This window comes from Mycobacterium sp. E802 (assembly GCF_001666875.1).
Taxonomy (GTDB): domain Bacteria; phylum Actinomycetota; class Actinomycetes; order Mycobacteriales; family Mycobacteriaceae; genus Mycobacterium.
The window spans coordinates 14,817-32,032 of record NZ_LZJD01000037.1 but is presented as its reverse complement, the minus strand read 5'-3'; the positions used below and the strand labels follow the sequence as shown (position 1 = coordinate 32,032).

The 17,216-nt window shown below is 66.4% G+C and carries 20 protein-coding genes and 1 pseudogene; 13 read left to right on the top strand and 8 right to left on the bottom strand.

What is annotated here, in order from left to right:
* The 5 genes and pseudogenes from A5699_RS29485 to A5699_RS05615 all read left to right on the top strand — a co-directional run.
* Positions 1 to 776, top strand: a pseudogene (locus A5699_RS29485) (MCE family protein); the annotation flags it as partial.
* Complete coding sequence (locus A5699_RS05630; RefSeq protein WP_067766644.1) at positions 773 to 1,369, top strand: hypothetical protein; 597 nt, start codon at positions 773 to 775, stop codon at positions 1,367 to 1,369. The pseudogene A5699_RS29485 and the gene A5699_RS05630, both read left to right, overlap by 4 nt.
* A 26-nt stretch (positions 1,370 to 1,395) precedes the next feature.
* Positions 1,396 to 2,301 carry an oxygenase MpaB family protein gene (locus A5699_RS05625; RefSeq protein WP_067766641.1) on the top strand — a complete coding sequence of 302 codons (906 nt, stop codon included), beginning with the start codon at positions 1,396 to 1,398 and terminating at the stop codon, positions 2,299 to 2,301.
* Positions 2,302 to 2,306: 5 nt separating this feature from the next.
* On the top strand, positions 2,307 to 3,005 hold the full coding sequence (locus tag A5699_RS05620; RefSeq protein WP_067766638.1) for an oxygenase MpaB family protein: 699 nt from the start codon (positions 2,307 to 2,309) through the stop codon (positions 3,003 to 3,005).
* Between the two features lie 31 nt (positions 3,006 to 3,036).
* Entirely contained in the window at positions 3,037 to 3,711 is a 675-nt protein-coding gene (locus A5699_RS05615; RefSeq protein WP_067766659.1) for a sensor domain-containing protein, read from the top strand.
* A 16-nt stretch (positions 3,712 to 3,727) separates the two neighbouring features.
* Here A5699_RS05615 and A5699_RS05610 read toward each other — a convergent pair whose 3' ends face one another.
* Positions 3,728 to 4,414 carry a hypothetical protein gene (locus A5699_RS05610; protein ID WP_157561101.1) on the bottom strand — a complete coding sequence of 229 codons (687 nt, stop codon included), beginning with the start codon at positions 4,412 to 4,414 and terminating at the stop codon, positions 3,728 to 3,730.
* 187 nt (positions 4,415 to 4,601) lie between these two features.
* Here A5699_RS05610 and A5699_RS05605 point away from each other — a divergent pair, with 187 nt between their 5' ends.
* From A5699_RS05605 to A5699_RS05590, 5 genes are all read left to right on the top strand, one after another.
* Positions 4,602 to 5,285, top strand: a complete 684-nt coding sequence (locus A5699_RS05605; RefSeq protein WP_067766632.1) for a hypothetical protein — start codon at positions 4,602 to 4,604, stop codon at positions 5,283 to 5,285.
* Positions 5,282 to 5,596, top strand: a complete 315-nt coding sequence (locus A5699_RS05600; protein ID WP_067766629.1) for a hypothetical protein — start codon at positions 5,282 to 5,284, stop codon at positions 5,594 to 5,596. The genes A5699_RS05605 and A5699_RS05600 overlap by 4 nt, the downstream gene beginning before the upstream one ends.
* A 34-nt stretch (positions 5,597 to 5,630) precedes the next feature.
* Positions 5,631 to 6,365: a hypothetical protein gene (locus tag A5699_RS05595; protein ID WP_231965596.1), complete on the top strand. Its 735-nt coding sequence runs from the start codon at positions 5,631 to 5,633 to the stop codon at positions 6,363 to 6,365.
* Complete coding sequence (locus A5699_RS29810) at positions 6,251 to 6,487, top strand: helix-turn-helix transcriptional regulator (protein WP_369806664.1); 237 nt, start codon at positions 6,251 to 6,253, stop codon at positions 6,485 to 6,487. The genes A5699_RS05595 and A5699_RS29810 overlap by 115 nt, the downstream gene beginning before the upstream one ends.
* A 201-nt stretch (positions 6,488 to 6,688) precedes the next feature.
* Positions 6,689 to 8,155, top strand: a complete 1,467-nt coding sequence (locus A5699_RS05590) for a hypothetical protein (RefSeq protein WP_157561100.1) — start codon at positions 6,689 to 6,691, stop codon at positions 8,153 to 8,155.
* Positions 8,156 to 8,288: 133 nt separating this feature from the next.
* On the opposite strand, the gene A5699_RS05585 is transcribed toward A5699_RS05590, so the two are convergent.
* Positions 8,289 to 8,981: a demethylmenaquinone methyltransferase gene (locus tag A5699_RS05585; protein WP_067766623.1), complete on the bottom strand. Its 693-nt coding sequence runs from the start codon at positions 8,979 to 8,981 to the stop codon at positions 8,289 to 8,291.
* Between the two features lie 162 nt (positions 8,982 to 9,143).
* Here A5699_RS05585 and A5699_RS05580 point away from each other — a divergent pair, with 162 nt between their 5' ends.
* Positions 9,144 to 9,968 (top strand): SDR family oxidoreductase, encoded by an 825-nt coding sequence (locus A5699_RS05580; protein WP_067766620.1) that lies wholly within the window; start codon positions 9,144 to 9,146, stop codon positions 9,966 to 9,968.
* 24 nt (positions 9,969 to 9,992) lie between these two features.
* Here A5699_RS05580 and A5699_RS05575 read toward each other — a convergent pair whose 3' ends face one another.
* Positions 9,993 to 11,120, bottom strand: coding sequence for a glycosyltransferase family 1 protein (locus A5699_RS05575; RefSeq protein WP_067766617.1), 1,128 nt, complete (start codon positions 11,118 to 11,120; stop codon positions 9,993 to 9,995).
* A 90-nt stretch (positions 11,121 to 11,210) separates the two neighbouring features.
* Here A5699_RS05575 and A5699_RS05570 point away from each other — a divergent pair, with 90 nt between their 5' ends.
* Entirely contained in the window at positions 11,211 to 11,903 is a 693-nt protein-coding gene (locus tag A5699_RS05570; RefSeq protein WP_231965593.1) for a thioredoxin domain-containing protein, read from the top strand.
* Here A5699_RS05570 and A5699_RS05565 read toward each other — a convergent pair.
* The 5 genes from A5699_RS05565 to A5699_RS05545 are packed head-to-tail and all read right to left on the bottom strand — an operon-like array spanning position 11,893 to position 16,617.
* Positions 11,893 to 12,426, bottom strand: coding sequence for a DUF3592 domain-containing protein (locus A5699_RS05565; protein ID WP_067766608.1), 534 nt, complete (start codon positions 12,424 to 12,426; stop codon positions 11,893 to 11,895). The two genes, A5699_RS05570 and A5699_RS05565, sit on opposite strands and share 11 nt — an antisense overlap.
* Positions 12,423 to 14,066 carry a 2-succinyl-5-enolpyruvyl-6-hydroxy-3-cyclohexene-1-carboxylic-acid synthase gene (gene menD / locus A5699_RS05560; protein WP_067766656.1) on the bottom strand — a complete coding sequence of 548 codons (1,644 nt, stop codon included), beginning with the start codon at positions 14,064 to 14,066 and terminating at the stop codon, positions 12,423 to 12,425. Before menD ends, A5699_RS05565 begins: the two co-directional genes overlap by 4 nt.
* 25 nt (positions 14,067 to 14,091) lie before the next feature.
* Entirely contained in the window at positions 14,092 to 14,874 is a 783-nt protein-coding gene (locus A5699_RS05555) for an alpha/beta fold hydrolase (protein WP_067766605.1), read from the bottom strand.
* 37 nt (positions 14,875 to 14,911) lie between these two features.
* Positions 14,912 to 15,637: a DJ-1/PfpI family protein gene (locus A5699_RS05550; RefSeq protein ID WP_067766602.1), complete on the bottom strand. Its 726-nt coding sequence runs from the start codon at positions 15,635 to 15,637 to the stop codon at positions 14,912 to 14,914.
* Positions 15,638 to 15,648: 11 nt separating this feature from the next.
* Positions 15,649 to 16,617, bottom strand: coding sequence for a GlxA family transcriptional regulator (locus tag A5699_RS05545; protein WP_197508200.1), 969 nt, complete (start codon positions 16,615 to 16,617; stop codon positions 15,649 to 15,651).
* A 99-nt stretch (positions 16,618 to 16,716) separates the two neighbouring features.
* On the opposite strand from A5699_RS05545, the gene A5699_RS05540 reads away from it, so the two are divergent.
* On the top strand, positions 16,717 to 17,061 hold the full coding sequence (locus A5699_RS05540; protein ID WP_067766653.1) for a type II toxin-antitoxin system HicB family antitoxin: 345 nt from the start codon (positions 16,717 to 16,719) through the stop codon (positions 17,059 to 17,061).
* Positions 17,062 to 17,216: the final 155 nt, after the last annotated feature.

The following is a 17,216-nucleotide window of genomic DNA, read 5'->3' as shown; positions in this document are numbered from 1 at the left end:
TAGATACCCAGGCGGTTCGCGACGTCGGCACCGAATTGGCGAACGCCTTCGACGGGCTGGGACCTGACCTGGCCATGCTCATCGACAACGCCTCCGACATATCGGCCCGCATCCACAGCCAGGCCGGTCAGCTGCAACCGCTCATCGACGGCACCGCGGAACTGGTCACCACCATGGCCGGTCAGGGCGATGCCTTCGTGCGCGGCATGGGCGCCAGCTCACGTCTGGCCAACCAACTCGACGGCAGCGGGCCGGCTTTCCTGTACCTGACCGACCGGTCGCCGGCGGCCTTGAAGAACCTGCAGCGGGTGCTGGACACCTACCAGGGGACGTTCGGCGCCACCCTGGCCAACCTGGCCACCGTCACTCCGATCATCGGTGACCGCACCGACTCGCTGCAGGCCGGCCTGTCGTCGATTCCGAAGGGTCTGCAAGGTCTCACCTCGATCGTCAAGAAGGACGCCACCGGCCAGACCCGCGCCGACTTCTCGTTGATCGCCACCCAGGGGCCGGTGTGCAACTACGACGTCGACCGCCGGGCCATCGGGGACGTGAGCCCGAAAGAGCCCAACCTGGTGATGTACTGCCCGCCCGCCCCGGACATGCTGATGCGGGGCGCGGTCAACGCGCCCCGGCCAAACGATCTCGGCCTGCAGAACTCGCAGGTCCCTGGGCATCCGATCGGACCCGAGGTGGTCAACGACCCGGTGCAGATCCCGACACTGGCACAGTTGGCCTACAAATGGCGCAGCATCCTGAAAGGCGGCCCCCAGTGAGTGTTTCCGAAGACACCGTCGACGACGAGCACGATGAATCGGTCGTGACATTAGAGGATGCCGAGTCGGACGAGCCGGACGAAAAGTGCGAGGACGAGCCGGCACCGGCAGGCCGGCTGCGACGGCGGCTGATCGCCGGTGTGCTCGCGGTGGCGGCCGTCGCGGCACTGGCCGCGCTGGTGTGGTTGTCGTTCAACGAGTATCAGCACCGCCGCGACGACGCCCTGCGCACCGATGCGGTGCAGATGTCGCGTGACTATCTGGTGGCGATGGCCGCCTTCGACTATCAGAAGATCGACGCCAACCGTGAGCACATCGTCGCCAACTCCACCCCCGGATTCGCGGCCAAGTACGACGAGATGGTCAAGGCGCTGCGCGACATCGTCGTGACGAGCAAGGGGGCGGCGACGGCCACCGCCGAGCACGTGGTCGTCGAGTCGTTCGATGACAATGCCGCCACCGTCGTCGCCTTCGTCGATCAACACGTCACCAATGTGACTGCGCCCCAGGGCAGCAATCAGAAGTACCGAATGGTGGTCAAGCTGGTGCGCAGCGATGACCGCTGGATCGTCGACGACGTACAGACCGTGTAACGACCGTTCGACCCGAAAGGAGTTCCATGCCAGCGACATATGTGGATCCGCAAGCCCAGCCGCGCCTGAGCACGGCTGAAACCCGGATCACCGTCACGCAGCGGATTCCGCGCTGGATCCGCAAGAAGGACGTCGACCTCACCGACGCCCTGGACTTCTGGTCGGCAGCAGGTGCGGCGGCCAACGTCATCATGCAGATGAGCTGGCCCGAGGTGGGCTACGGTGTGGCCGAAAGCCGGGTCGAGTCAGGCAGTTTGGTGCACCATCCGTGGAAGCGGCTGCGTACCACGGCGCAGTACCTGACCGTTGCGATCCTCGGCACCGACGAGGAGAAGAACGCCTACCGCGAGGCCGTCAACGTCGCCCACCGCCAGGTCCGGTCGACCGACGACAGCCCGGTGAAATACAACGCGTTCAACCGGGAACTGCAGCTGTGGGTGGCGGCGTGCCTGTTCATCTTCTACGAGGACACCCATCAGCTGCTGTACGGCAAGATGACCGACGAGCAGGCCGAAGGTTTCTACCAAAGCGCCATGACCATCGGCACCACACTGCAGGTGCTCGAGGAGATGTGGCCGGCCACCCGCGCCGACTTCGACGCCTACTGGAACACCGCCTGCGAACGCGTCCAGATGACCCCGTTCGTACGGGATTACCTCATGGTGCTGGTGGAACTGCGGATGATCAACTGGCCGATGCGGATGATCCTGGCGCCGCTGCTGCGGTTTTTGACGATCGGGTTCCTGGCGCCGGTGTTCCGGGATGCGATGGAACTGGAATGGACCGATACCGACCGGCGCCGGTTCGAGCACCTGTTCCTGTTCGTGGCGGTGGTCAACCGGTTCCTGCCCAAATCACTACGTACCGGCAACTATTCGGTGCTCATGAAGGATGTACGACGCCGGATCCGGCGCAAGAAGGCGCTGATCTGACGGCCGTGGCAACCGATCTCGGTCCCGACACACTACTGTGGCGTCACCTCGACGACCGGCGCTACATCTTCGTGCTGCCGCGGGCCGTGTGCCTGCAACTGCTGCACCCGACGATTGCCACCGGGATATCCGAACACGCACTGATGCGGGAGCGAATCTGGTTGCACAAGAAGCGAACCGTCAGCCAGGCGATCCGGATCGCCTACACCGATACCGACATGCGGCCCCACATCCGGTTCGCCCATGAACACGTCAAAGGCCACGACCCGGCCGGGAACAAATACCACGCACTCAGCCCCGACGTGTTCCACTTCCAGCACGCCACGTACGTGGAAAGCCTGGTGATGATGGTCAACACCTTCATCCGGAAGCTCGATGACGACGAGCACGAGCAGCTGTACCAGGAGTGCTGTGCGTGGTACCGACGCTACGGAATTTCCACCCGTCCGATGCCGGCCACCTGGCCGGAGTTTTGCGAGTACTTCGAAGACCACTGCCGCACACAGCTGTCGGCGGGCGCACACTTCGAGCCGTTCCGCCGCCAGATGTTCGCGCCCACGGACTGGTGGGTGCGGGCCGTGCCGCGGCCGGCGATCCGGGCCATGCAGCATCCGCGCGCCGCCGAACTGACGGGTGTCTCGGCCAGCGCCGGTGATCGGCGGTCACTGCGGCGGTTCACCGTGACCAGCCGGCTGTTCTCCTGATCTTCCGCCGGCCCTCGTGGACAATGCTCAAGTGCCCAGAACTCGAGCGTGGTGTGCGGTTGCCGCGACGGCAGCGCTGATCGGATTGACCGGCTGCACGAGCACGGTGTCCGGCACCGCCCTGCCCAGAACTCCGCCGCCCGAAGAGAACAAACTCGACCAGATCATGGTGCCGATCGAGCAGCTCAAGACGATCGTCGGCGCCGGTAACCTGGTGCTCACCAGCAAGACCGCGGACATGAACGACAACTTTGGCAAGGTCCGCGACGAAAAGTGCCTGGGCGCGCTCTATCCGGCCGAAGACATGGACTACCTGTTCTCATACTGGACGGCGGTGCGCAACCAGGTGGCCCAAGACCCGGACTCCGGGCATCGCCACTGGGTCCAGCAGTCGGCAATACTTTTCGCCTCCGAAGACGAAGCGCGGTCTTCGCTGAAGATCTCGACGAAGGTGTGGAACAAGTGCAACGGTGCGACGATCCCGATCCACGAGGGTCAGACCGAACAGACTTGGCACATCCGCGATCTCATCGTCGAGAAGGACGTGATCAAACAGACGTCCACCCGTGCCGGCGGCGAGGGATGGACATGCCAACACGCCCTGTCGATCGTGGGCAAGATATCCGTCGAGGCCAAGGTGTGCGGTTACTCCGTACGTGACGAGGCGGCGACCATCGTCGACAAGCTGGTGGCCAACGCCCGTTGAGCGTGCCGGGCGGGTCTCAGACCTGCCAGTGCCCTCCGTCGGCCGGCGGCCGCGGATAGCGACGAAAGTACCTGCGGTTCAACACTCTCACCACGGTCACCAGGATGATCAACAGTAACACGTACCCGACGAAGAAGATCGTCACGCCGGTGGACGAGTCAGGCTTGCCGAGCACCAGATCGAGATAATTGTCGACCGCGCCGCCCTTTGTACACGTCACCGTCAACGGACCTTGGTCAGTGGGAAGTTCGGCCACCGACACATAATCGGTCGTCGGCCGGGCGCCGCGAGATGTGTGCAACACCTCGTCCGGCACCGATACAGACACTGCCTCTCCGGCATCGGTAGTGGCAGAACAACGCACCGAACTCGCCGGCTTGCCGTCGAGGTGCTTCTCCTTGACGAAAACGATGTGCTCATCCGCCGTCGGGGTGACCGTGTCTCCATTTCTGAAGTAGCCGCCCGTGTCACCCGAGATCAGGAACATCGCAACCATGACAAACACCGCGCCGAAGATCGCGGACGCAATCACGGTGTACTTCGTCGTGTTGTTGGACTTGGGCTTCGGGGATTGCGGTGCGGCAGACGGGTTCTGCCATGGCGGCGGTGGCATCGGCGGCGGGTAGGCAGGTTGGGAGTATTGGGGCGGGTACGGCTGATTGTGCTGCGGCCCCTGGTGGGGATAGCCGGACGGTGGGTGCACGCGAACCCCTTTCGTCATCACCTGTACAGCGATGGTAGAGCCCACCGAAGGTGGCCTCGCGCGGCAATATCGCCCGGAAAACTGGTGTCTCACCGAAGAACTCCGACGGCTTAGCATGTGACGGTACCGATCCGAGATCGCCTGGGGGGAGACCGACATCGAGGCGTCACCGCCGTACGCCGGCCCTGTGCCCCCGTCGGCTCCGCATGCCCGCCCCGCCGCGGGATTTCCGTTGGGGGAACCGGTGCTGTATCTGCGTGCGGTACCCGACCGCACCGATCGCAACGTGTACTGCTCGATCGAGAATGTCTACGACCAGCAGATCGCCCTGGCCCGGCCGACAGCCGACATACCGGCCTGGACCATCAGCCGCATGCACGCGGATATGCAATTTGTCATGGTGCATCCCGATGGTGCCGTCTTACTGCACATCACCCGATTCGGTGGCAGCAGCGCGACCGACTGGCAAGGCCAGTTCATCCAGGTGCACGACGGCGCCGGGCGCGACCTCGGCCGGCTCCGGACGACGGCCCCGGTGGCGCAATTCACCCAAACCAGCGGTTTCACCTTGGGTCTGGAGGCCAACAGGCAGTGGCTGGGCGCCACCGAGGTCCATCAGGGTGCCTCGTGGAAGCAACATCCCGTGCCGATCTTCGACGCTGTCGGCTCATCGATCGGACGGATCGACCGCCAGACCCTGAAGTCTGGTGAAGTCCGACCGCGAGTCTGGTTCTCCGACTACCTACTCGACTGCCCGCGGCCACTGCCCGGCCCCCTGCCCGAGCTGTTGCTGGCGGCACTGTTCACCCAGTACCTCTATGAGCGCCTGGCCCAGGGCCCGGTCAACACCATGTTCGGATTGTTCAAGTGACGCCACGCGTCGTCGCGAAGGACCCCGGCCCGACGCCGGAGGCCCTTGTCGCGCTGCGGAACTCCCGGCTGTGGGAGACACATGCCCGACGCTGCACCGGCGCCGAACGTGACCATGCCCTCTGGGCAGCCGCGCAATGGTCGAGCACGCACCAGATGTTGATGGCCGCCGCGCCGGGCATCCGGCGGGTGCCGCTGCGGCGGGGCGCCGTGGAGAAGAAGATGTCGGCGGGAAGCTACGTGTATCTCGTCGTGGTGGGCGGCATATTGCTTTTCATCGTGGGCTCGAGCGTTTGGCGCCTGTTCACCTGATAACGGCCTCGTCGCCGTGGATACACTCGGCGAGATGGCCATGAAGCCGTGGGACGGTGACCGTCCACAGACGCCGCGCGTCGTGCTGGAGCAGCACGACGTTGCTGCCCGCGGCCTGTCGTTCACCTTCGCCACCGAGCAGATCTCGGCACCGACCGACTGGTGCAGTTTCGACCCCGACAACCACCTGATGTACGTCTACCGGCACGGTTCGATGCGCTCGATGGACACCCTGCTCGACTGGGGTCCGTCGGGCCGGGTGCCACCCAGTGCGGGCGACATCTGGTGGAAACCGGGCGGGATCCCGTGTGCGGCGTTGGTTCAGGGTGACGTGGCCGGGTACTGCGAGATCACGATCCCCGGGCGTGCCATCGGCGACGCCGCCCTGATCCCCCGGGTCAAATACAAGAACTCACTGGTCCATCAGCTGGTCGAGGAGATCTACAGTGTCGCCGGCCGGGAAGACGCCATCGCTCGGCTGCTGACCGATTCGCTCGCCGAGACGCTTCGCCTGTTGATCATCGACACCTATACGGCACCGGCCCCCGCAAGGAACACCAGCGCACCGATCTGGATGCCGCGACACGGTCAGCGATCGTGGAATACCTCAGTGACAGCCTCGACACCGACATCACGCTGGATGCACTGGCCGAGATGGCGCAGATGTCGGTGGGCGCCTTCACCCAGGCGTTCCGCAAGGCGTTTCACACCACGCCGTACCAGTTCGCATTGGACCGGCGTATCGCCCGAGCCCAGACACTGCTGCTGACCACCTCGCAGTCCATCACCGAGATCGCCGCGAGAGTAGGCTTCTCGAACCCCAGTCATTTTGCCACCGCATTCAAGCGGCGCGTCGGAATTTCACCGCGCGGCTACCGCCTTGGTGAATGAAGTAGCTGCTCACACCGGGGAATAGGCCATTGCGGCCGCGACCTGACGACTTCCTGCCGGGTTTTTGTTTAGCCATGTGAACATTCGCAGTCGCAAGAATTGAAACGTGTTTCAGAATGCGAATGTTTCTCAGAATCCTCTCAGCTACGTTCGCTCGGTCAGTGATCGCTGACACATTTTCACGATCAGAAGGAGACCGAGTTGCAACTCGCACTACGGCCCTATGTGACCGCCGGCGTGGCGATTGTCGGCGCCGGCGTCATCGCGGCCACCCCCATCACTGCGGCGGCGCCCGAGATCCAGAACCGCGCGGTGACGTTGTCGGCCGCGGTGCAAAACCTGGACCTGCCAAGCCCCGCCGACGCCGGCCCGTTCGCGGCGATCCTGGGCGAGGCCAACCCGTTCGCAACACCTTTGGCTGAGTCCTCGTTCGTCGATCCCATTGCGCGGTGGGCCGAGGTGCTCGAGCTGACATCCACCAACCTGACAAAGCTCGTCCAGAACGCACTGGCCGACCCGGCGCCGGTCCTACGCCAGATCATCGCCAATCAGACCGGCTACGCCGAACTCGTCGGCGAGTCACTGTCGACGGTCGTCCAGAACATCATCAACACGGTGACCATCTACATTCCGGATTACCTGGAAGAGGCCCGCGCCGAGTTCGAGGCCGGTGACATCATGGGCGTCGGCAATGTCATGTCGAACGCCACCCTGACTGTCGCATCGAGTCTGTTCCCGATGCTCAATCTGATCTCGATCCCCAATCAGATGGTCGGCAATCTGTCATCCGTGCTGAATCTGCTGTCCTTCAAATCATTTAGAGATGTGGGGCTGGTAGGCCAGGTCGGCATGGGCTACGTCAGCCTCATCCAGGGCTACGTGTCAGCGGGGGCCGCCCGGATCGGACAGGACCTTTACGACGCCATCCAGACTGGCGACATGGTGAAGTTGGCGAGCACGATCATCAACGCGCCCGCCGATACCGTCAGCTCGATCCTCAACGGGTCCTATGTGCCGCCGCGACGCCCCGGAGCGCCCGGCAGCTGGACCGCCGGGCTCTTCAGCCCCGACCGGTGGTATGCCCCGCTGCACGCGTTCCTGATCGACGTCCCCAAGGCGATCGCCGCGGCGATCACCCCGCCGTCCGCGCCGGCCGCCGCACGTCTGGTGACCGAAACGACCTCGGATACAACAGGACCCGAGGTGGTCGGCGCCGACGACGCGCTCGCGGCCATTGCGGAAACCGACGACACGACGTCCGGCGTTTCGGCCAGCCCGCTGACCGAGAAGTCCGGATCGCAAGCGTCGCCCGCCGATACCGGCGCTGCGGTGACCGACCCGGCAGCGACGCCGTCGGAAACCACGACCCCGGTGTCCTCGGAAACCGAAGCGGCACCGGCCGCCGACGAATCCGAGACGCCGGCCGCCACCTCCGACGCCCCGAGCACCAAGCCGTCCAAATCCCTGGTGCGCCACAGTATTGTCGCGGTCCCGGGCAAGACTGCCGCGGACACCGCTGCCGGCGGAAAGACGGTGAAACCGGTCAAGGCAGCCGCCGAGAAGGTGTCGGCAACCTTGGACAAGATCGGTCAGAAGGTCAAGAAGGCGTTCGACAAGCCGGCCAAGAAGGCGACAACCGCCGACAAGGACACCGGCAGCAAGGAATAGCGCTGCATCACATGACAATCGGCCCCTCTCGTAACCCGAGAGGGGCCGATTTCTTGCCTGTGCGAGCGTGCGCACATTGCCGACAGATTGCGGCGTGTCGGGCAGCAGACACGCACGCTCGCGGTGCTGGGCGTTAGGCGAGCGGCTTGGTGGCGGCGTGCAGGGCCACGATTCCGCCGGTGAGGTTGCGCCACTTGACGTTTGACCAGCCGGCCGTACCGATGCGCTGGGCCAGCTCGGCCTGGTCCGGCCAGGCCCGGATCGACTCGGCCAGGTACACGTAGGCGTCGGGGTTGCTCGACACCGCGGTGGCCATCCGCGGCAGCGCCTGCATCAGATATTCCTTGTAGAGCGTGGCGAAGGCGCGGTTGGTCGGCGTGGAGAACTCGCACACCACCAGCCGGCCACCCGGCCGCGTCACACGGGCCATCTCGCGCAGGCCGGCCACATGGTCGACGACGTTGCGCAACCCGAAGCTGATGGTGACGGCGTCGAACACGCCGTCGGCGAACGGCAGCCGGGTGGCGTCGGCTCCGACTTTGGGCACCGGGCGTGAGGCGCCGGCGGCGAGCATGCCCACCGAGAAGTCCGCGGCCACGCACCACGCGCCCGAGCTCGCCAACTCGACCGTGGACACCGCGGTGCCGGCGGCCAGATCGAGCACCTTGTCGCCGGGCCCGATGCCCAGTGCCGCGCGGGTCTGGCGGCGCCAGAACCGGTCCTGCCCGAGCGAGAGCACCGTGTTGGTCAGGTCGTAGCGTCGCGCCACGGCGTCGAACATCGACGCCACTTCGTGGGGGTTCTTCTCCAGGCTGGCTCGACTCACGCTGCTGACGGTACCGGGCGCGGGTCAAAACATTGTCAGTGACCGAAACTCTGGACCCGCGCGGAACCTGCCTGTGGACTTCCTGCCAGTCGGAAACCGACGGGAATGGGTATGGCAATGGCACGCCTTGAACCGCAAGGATCGAAAAACGAAGGGTTGAGCATGACTGAAAAAGTGTGGTTCATCACCGGTGCATCGCGGGGCTTCGGCCGGGAGTGGGCGATCGCGGCTCTCGACCGGGGCGACAAAGTGGCCGCCACCGCCCGCGACACCGCGACACTGGCCGACCTGACCGCCAAATACGGCGACGCGCTGCTACCCATCCGGCTGGACGTCACCGACCGCGAGGCCGACTTCGCCGCGGTGAAGCAGGCCCACGACCACTTCGGCCGACTCGACATCGTGGTCAACAACGCCGGCTATGGGCAGTTCGGGTTCATCGAGGAACTGTCCGAGGCCGAAGCCCGCGATCAGATCGAGACCAACGTCTTCGGCGCACTGTGGATCACCCAGGCCGCGCTGCCCTACCTGCGCGCCCAGGGCAGCGGGCACATCATCCAGGTGTCGTCGATCGGTGGCATCACCGCGTTTCCGTTGGTCGGCATCTATCACGCGTCCAAGTGGGCGTTGGAGGGTCTGTCCCAGTCGTTGGCCCAGGAGGTCGCGCCGTTCGGCATCAAGGTGACGCTGATCGAGCCGGGCGGATTTTCCACCGACTGGGCCGGCTCGTCGGCCAGACACGCCACCCCGCTCACCGATTACGACGAGGCCCGCGACGCCGCGCAACAGGCTCGGGCGCAGCGCAGCGCCAAACCGGGCGACCCTAAAGCGTCGGCCGCCGCGGTACTCAAGATCGTGGACTCCGAAAACCCGCCGTTGCGAGTGTTTTTCGGTGAGCTGCCGTTGCAGTTGGCCAAGGCCGATTACGAGAGCCGGCTGCAGCTCTGGGACGAGTGGCAACCGGTGTCGGTGGAAGCTCAGGGCTGAGTTTTCCGGCCGAGCAGAGGGGGATCAGGCGGCGCGCAACTGGCGCAGGCCCTGAACGGCCTCGTAGTGGCCGATCAACTCGTCGCAGATGGCCGGCCAGGTGCGGCCCAGCACGCTACGCCGGGCGGCCACCGAATAGCGGGCCCGCTCGGCGATCAAGTGCTCGACCGCTGCCGGCAGCGCCGCCTCGAATTCGTCGACCGCAAGCAACAATCCGGTGCGGTACGGCGCGATCAGATCGCGCGGTCCGCCGGCATCGGGGGCGATCACCGGCAGTCCGGAGGCCATGGCCTCCTGCACCGCCTGGCAGAACGTCTCGTGCTCGCCGGGGTGGACGAACACGTCCATGCTGGCGTAGGCCGACGCCAATGCCGCCCCGTGCAGCTCACCGGTGAAAACCGCGGCCGGCATGAGTGTTTCGAGTTTGACGCGATCGACCCCGGCGCCCACCACCACCAGTTGCAGATCGTCGCGCGCAGACAGGGCGGCCAACCGTTCCACGTGCTTTTCCGGCGCCAACCGCCCGACGAACCCGACGATCGGTTTGCCCTCCGGTGACCACGTCCCGCGCAGCCGCTCGTCACGGGCCGACGGGGCGAAACCGGTGATGTCCACCCCGCGCCCCCACTTGAAGACCCGGGGAACCCGATGGGCGGCAAGGTTTTCCATCGCCGAGGTGGACGGGGCCAGGGTACGGTCGGCCTTGCTGTGCAGCCGGCGGGTCCAGGCCCATGATGCGCGGGAGAGCATGCCGACGCCATAGCTTTCGGCGAAACCGGCGACATCGGTCTGGAACACCGCCACCGTCGGGACACCGAGATACCTGGCGGCGTGCACGCCGCCCCAGCCCAGCAGCGCCGGCGACGCGAGATGCACGACGTCGGGGTCGAAACCGCGCAATACATTGACCATTCGAGGCCGCGGCACCCCCAGCGGCAGCGAGGTGACTCTCGGGAACATCCGCGACGGCACCCGGTGCACCCGCACCCCGTCATGGACCCGTTCGGCCGGGGCCTGGCCGCGGGGGGTGTCGGGGGCGATGACGAGTACCTCGTGGCCGGTGCGGCGGAGATGCTCGATCACCCGAAGCACCGAGTTGGTGACGCCGTTGACATTCGGGAGGAAAGACTCTGCAACGATTGCAACGCGCACATCAGGATGTTCTCAGCGGCAGCTGTCGCCCAGGTAGCGTCCGGGGATACGACACCCTAAAACCTGATGCCCGCGGATAAAGTTGGCGGCATGCGATTGACGCGGATGGCCACCGCGATGCTGGCTGCGCTGACCTTGTCTGTTGCGGGGTCCACGGCCGGCTGCACGCGTCTGGTCGACGGCGCTGCGCAGGCCAGCGGCGACAAACCCGGCAGCGCGATCACCCAGGACGGCACCGGCATCCAGATCGGCTATCCCGATGCCCCGGCCCAGATCGACCTGTTCACCGAACCGCAGTGCCCGGCGTGCGCGCATCTGCAGCACAACGTCGGCGACGAGATCGCCTACGCCGTCGAATCCGGCCGACTGGCGGTGACCTACCGCCCACTGACCTTCCTGGACTCGACCGGCACCGACTACTCGGCCCGGGTGGCCAACGCCATGTTCCTGGCCGCCGGTCCGGGCACCACCGGGGTCGCATTCCAGCTGTTCGTCCAGGACCTGTGGGGCCATCAGCAGCCCGAGGGCTCGACCGGCCCGAGCGACGACGAGATCGCCGCCATGGCCACCGACAGCGGCGTCGGCTCCGCGCAGACCGACAAGATCGCCGCAGGTGAACACCTCATCGACGCCGACGAGCTCAACGAAGCCAACGCCGGCCTGCTCAGCGAGACGACGTACGAGGTGGCCACCCCGGCGGTCTACGACCTGGTCGGTGAGGAGATGGTCGACATCGGCGACCCGCAGTGGCTGGCCAAACTGCTGAATACGCCTACGAGCTGACCGGGGCTGCAGCGCCGGGCCGGCTGAGCCGTCGCTGCAGGAAGGCCAGCAGGGCCAGCGCCGCGCTCGCGGCCAGCCAACCCACCACCGCGATCGATCCGGCCGGGATGATCGCGAGCGATGCGTTGCGGTCGCGGACCCGCACCAGATCGGGATTGTTCTTGTCGTACTCGACGTAGATCCGCATCCCGGTGTCGAGCTCGGAGGGATACAGCACGCCCAGCTCGGGGCGGTAGGTCACCCGGTCGGGCGTGACGAACTCGATCGTCGAGCGGCGCGGACCGGCGCTGAGCACCTCGGCCGCGGCCACCCCCATGTTGCGCTCGATCTGCTGGTCGTTGCGCCACGCGCCGAGCACCAGCAGCACCGACTGCAAGGTGACCAGGCAGGCGGCGATCACCACACCGATCCGCACCCGGCGGATGATGCGCTGCGACCGCGTCTCCCCCGGTTCGCCATAGAGGTGCGGGATCAGGGCCTGCACCAGCGCGCGGAATCGCGCCGCGATCTCCGCCGGCCTCACAGGGCAGCCTTGATCGACGCGTGCAGGGCACGCAGCGACGACCGGTCGGCCTTCACCTCCAGCACTCGCATGCCGTCGAACGGTTCGGCCAGCGCGGCGGCGAGATCGTCAACCTCCAGCTGCCTGCTGTCGACGTGATAGGCCCGGCACAGGGCGGCCACGTCCACGTCGTGGGGCGTGCCGAAGATCCGCGACGACACATCGGAGAACCGCGGATCGCCCTGCTCCAACAGCTCGAAGATTCCGCCGCCGTTGTCGTTGGACACCACGATGGTCAGGTTGCGCGGCGTCGGCTCGGTCGGCCCGATCAACAGCCCCGAGCTGTCGTGCACGAAGGTCAGATCGCCGATCAGCGCGATGGTGCGGCGCGGTTCGTTCCCGGCTCGCTCATGGGCCAGCGCCGCACCGATTGCCGTCGACACCGTGCCGTCGATCCCGGCCACCCCGCGGTTGGACCGCACCTTGACGTCCTCGGCGGTCAGCCCGACCAGGGCGGCGTCACGCACCGGGTTGGATGCCCCGAGCACCAACTGGTCGCCTGGGCGCAGCGCGTCGGCGACGACCGCGGCCACATGCAGACCGGTGGTCATCGGGTGCGACGCGAGTTGATCGCGGACCGCCGCGACGGCGTGCTTGTTCGCTTGCGCGCACCGATTGAGCCAGGCCGGGTCCGGGGTTCCCGACGTCACCGCGCGGGTGCCGTTGGCCATCGAGTTACCGGAGACATCCGGCCAGCGCGGGCCGGTGGTCAAGGCATACACCGGCACCGCCGGGTCGGCCAGCAGCGCCGACACCGGCCGGTGCAGGGTGGGCCGGCCCAACATGATGACCTGCTTGGGGTGCACCAGGCGTAAAGCCAAGGGGTGCAAGGGGTTTCGCGGAAGTGGGGCGGTGGGCTCGGCCACTGTCGGCAGCTCGGTCAGGTTGGGGTGCGTGCCGGCACCATGGCCGGCGATCACCACGGTGTCCGGGGTGAGGTCGATGTCCAGCGGCTGGTCGAAGCTCACCGGTGGGGTGTACGTCCACGGTTTGCCGTCCGGCCGGCCCGGCGGGAACGAGGTGTCGCCGTGGGCGTTGTCGGGGACCAACGGCTCACGCAACGGGATGTCGAACTGCACCGGACCGGCGTTGGCACTGCGGGCGCCGGTGGCCGCCACGAGCACCCGGCAGGTCGCCGACCGCCACTGGGCGTTGAAGGCCTCCAACTGGTCTGGGTGGTCTTCTGCCAGGCCCAGGCTGATGTTGGCCCGCACCTGGTTACCGAAATACCCCAGCTGCTCGAAGGTCTGGTTGGCGCCGGTGCCCAGCAGTTCGTAGGGCCGGTTGGCGCTGAGCACGATCAACGGCACCCGGGCGTAGTTGGCCTCCACTACCGCCGGGCCGAGGTTGGCCACCGCGGTGCCCGAGGTCATGGCGATACAGACCGGGGCCTGTTCAGCCACGGCGAGCCCGATTGCCAGGTAGCCGGCCGTGCGCTCGTCGATCCGGACGTGCAGACGCAAGCGCCCGGCCCGGTCGGCATCAGCCAGCGCGAACGCCAGCGGGGCGTTGCGCGAGCCGGGACACAGCACCACATCCCGGACACCGCCGCGGATGAGTTCGTCGACGACTACGCGCGCCTGTGCCGTCGAGGGGTTCACCACTCCACCTTATTGGGTCAACCCGTCAGTTCTGGCCGGCGAAGAACTCGAGCAGCGCGGTGTTGACCACATCGGGCTTCTCGATGAAGCCCAGGTGACCGGTGTCGGGGATCTCCAGGTACCGCGCGTTGGGGATGGCGTCGGCCACCTCACGCCCCAGATGCACCGGCAACACCACATCGTCGGCGAACCCGATCACCAGGACCGGCTTGGTGATGGACCGGTAGGCCGGCAGCCGGTTGTCCTTCGGACCACAGTCCAGCTGGGCAAGCAGGCCCGGGGTCTGCTTGGTGGGCCACATGGTGAACATCTCGCTCCAGTCCCGCACCAGGACGTCGTCGTTGAGCGTCTTGGGCGAGAAGCTCTCCAGCATGCGCAGCTTGGCGTCGAACTTCGCCGGCAGCTGGATGCCCGACGTGGCGAACTCGCGCTCGGCGTCGCGGAAGAACTCGCGGGCCCGGTCATGACGGCCCCGGGTGGCCATCAACACCGCCGAGCGCACCAATTCGGGACGCGCCACCATCAGTTCCTGGGCGATGAACGACCCCATCGACACGCCGACCAGATGCGCCGGACCGGCCCCGAGCTTCTCGATCAGCTCGGCGGTGTCGGCCACCATCTGCTCGGTGCCGAAACCGTCGGCGTTCTCCGTCGCGCCGATGCCGCGGTTGTCGAAGGTGATGACGCGGTAACCCGCCCGCTGCAGCGCAGGCACCTGGTGCAGGTGCCAGGTTCGGCCGGCGCCGCCGCGGCCGGCGATGAACAGCACCGCCTCACCCTTGCCTCGGTCGTCATAAGCCAGGTTCATCCGGCCGACGCTACTTCATGGCGAGCAGTGCACCAGATCACGCGGTGCGTCGACCCCGGACCTTGCGGATCGCCTGATCCCAGGCCAGCAACACCCCGGCCTTGAGCGGTTCAGGCTTGATCATGTCCTTGCTCAGCAGCGCGGTGGCGCCGGCCTTGGTGGTCGCCGACGCCTTCGACATGTGCCCGGAGTCGAACGGCGGCTGCGGGTCGTACTCGATCATCAGCTGGATCGCCTTGGCTTTCGCCTCGCCGCCGATCTGCCCGGCCAGCCAGAGGGCCAGGTCGATGCCCGCCGAGACCCCGGCCGCGGTGATGACCTTGCCGTCGGGTTCGGCCCGCACCACGCGCTGATCGCCGACCGGGTCAGCGCCCATCAATTTCAGCGCACTCAGTGCCGCCCAGTGCGAGGTGGCGGGTTTGCCGTCGAGCAGGCCGGCAGCGGCGAGCACCATCGACCCCGAGCACACCGACGCCGTCCACGTGGTGCCCGGCGACACCCGCCGCAGCCAGTCCAGCACTCTGTCGTCACGTGCCGCCACGGCCGAGCCCGGGCCGCCGGGCACCAGCACGACGTCGGGCGCCGGCGTTTCGTCGAAACGGTGGGTGGCCCCGACCGTCAGCACACCGGAATCGGCGGTGACGGGGCCCGGCTCGTGCCAGACGAACCGCACCTGGGCGTCGGGCAGGTTGCGCAGCACCTCGTAGGGGCCGATGAAATCGAGCGCGGTGAAGCTCGGGTACAACACGATGGCGATCTGCATTGCTAATCCTCTCAAGTGAAGGTTCGTCGATACTGATCCGGCGAAACACCCAGACGTCGAACGAAATTGCGCCTCATGGTCTCGGCGGTGCCGAACCCGCAGCGGGCGGCGATGACCGTGACGGTGTCGTCGGATTCCTCGAGCTGGCGGCGCGCGGCGTCGGTGCGGATGCGCTCGACGTAGGCACCGGGCGCCTCGCCGACCTCGTCGGTGAACACCCGGGTGAAGTGCCGGGGGCTCATCGCGGCGCGTCGGGCCAGCGCGGAAACACTATGAGCGCCACCGGGTTCGGCCTCGATGGCCTCCTGAACCTGGCGGATCGGGGCACGTTTGGCCCGCGGCATCCACACCGGGGCGGCGAACTGCGTCTGACCACCGGGCCGACGCAGATACAACACCAGGTACCGCGCGACGGTCTGGGCGACCTCGGTGCCGTAGTCGTCCTCGACGAGCGACAGTGACAGGTCGATTCCCGCGGTCACCCCGGCGGCCGTCCACATCCGCTCCGAACTGCGCACGAAGATCGGTTCCGGATCGACTGAGACGCTGGGGAATTCATCGGCCATACGGTCGGCGAACGCCCAGTGGGTGGTGGCGGGGCAACCGTCGAGCAGGCCGGCCTGCGCGGCAATGAACGCACCGGTGCAGACGCTGACGACGCGGCGAGCATTGCGCGAGGCGGTGCGGATCCAGTCGATGACGGCGGGGTTGTTACGGGCGTTGTCGGCACCAACACCGCCCGGGATGACGATCGTGTCGATCGGCGTGTGCGGATCCGGTGGTGCGGCGGCGACGAACTCCAACCCGGTGAGGGTGGTGACCGACTGGCCGTCGACGGATGCCAACGTGACGGCATAGCCGTCGTCGGCGCGGCCCAGACCGGCCAGGCACAGCGTCGCGGTGGCGAACGCGTCGAACGGGCCCGCCAGGTCCAATGCCTGCACGCCGGCATAGCCCAGGATCACCACCGATCGAGTCACGTCTTCAGTGTTGGCGATTCCGCTGATGGCGTCTACGCCATGTACCCCACAAATCAGGACACGGGGTTTATGTCGGCGGGTGTGGCGATGATCGTCGACATGACCGAGTACACGTACCGCGCGCACTGGATGCCCGATGACCGCTACTACCTGGGCCTGTGCCTGGAGTTCCCGAACCTCTCGGCGAGGGGATCCACTGCGCACGAGGCTGTCGCCGCCGTGGAGAAGAAGGTCGCGGAGGAAGTGGCGCTCCTCCAGGCCGATGATGAGACACCGCCGGCCTCATTGACCGACCACCACTACAGCGGCAAATTGCTGGTACGCCTTCCGCCCGTATTGCACGCCAAGCTGGCAGTGGAGGCCGCCGAGCAGAGAATGTCGTTGAACCAGTGGATGATCCACAAACTTTCGGGCCGTCCGTCGATGTCATTGGACCTGTTTTAGGAGCGATCTGTTTCCAAAGGCATGTCCACTCTCAAAAGGTGATATCGCCGGCGATACTGCATTCTCCGATCACACACCGAGCACCTTGGCGGTACTGATGTGACCAATGTGGCGTCACTCCTTCGCGGCCCGGCCCTCTCCAAAGGCATGACCAC

What these genes read in the sequence shown, in the direction of transcription:
- A5699_RS05625 (WP_067766641.1), top strand. Translation starts at nt 1,396, where the DNA reads ATGCCAGCGACATATGTGGATCCGCAAGCCCAGCCGCGCCTGAGCACG.
- A5699_RS05595 (WP_231965596.1), top strand. Translation starts at nt 5,631, where the DNA reads ATGGCCATGAAGCCGTGGGACGGTGACCGTCCACAGACGCCGCGCGTC.
- A5699_RS29810 (WP_369806664.1), top strand. Translation starts at nt 6,251, where the DNA reads ATGGCGCAGATGTCGGTGGGCGCCTTCACCCAGGCGTTCCGCAAGGCG.
- A5699_RS05580 (WP_067766620.1), top strand. Translation starts at nt 9,144, where the DNA reads ATGACTGAAAAAGTGTGGTTCATCACCGGTGCATCGCGGGGCTTCGGC.
- A5699_RS05570 (WP_231965593.1), top strand. Translation starts at nt 11,211, where the DNA reads ATGCGATTGACGCGGATGGCCACCGCGATGCTGGCTGCGCTGACCTTG.
- A5699_RS05555 (WP_067766605.1), bottom strand. Translation starts at nt 14,874, where the DNA reads ATGAACCTGGCTTATGACGACCGAGGCAAGGGTGAGGCGGTGCTGTTC.
- A5699_RS05550 (WP_067766602.1), bottom strand. Translation starts at nt 15,637, where the DNA reads ATGCAGATCGCCATCGTGTTGTACCCGAGCTTCACCGCGCTCGATTTC.
- A5699_RS05540 (WP_067766653.1), top strand. Translation starts at nt 16,717, where the DNA reads ATGACCGAGTACACGTACCGCGCGCACTGGATGCCCGATGACCGCTAC.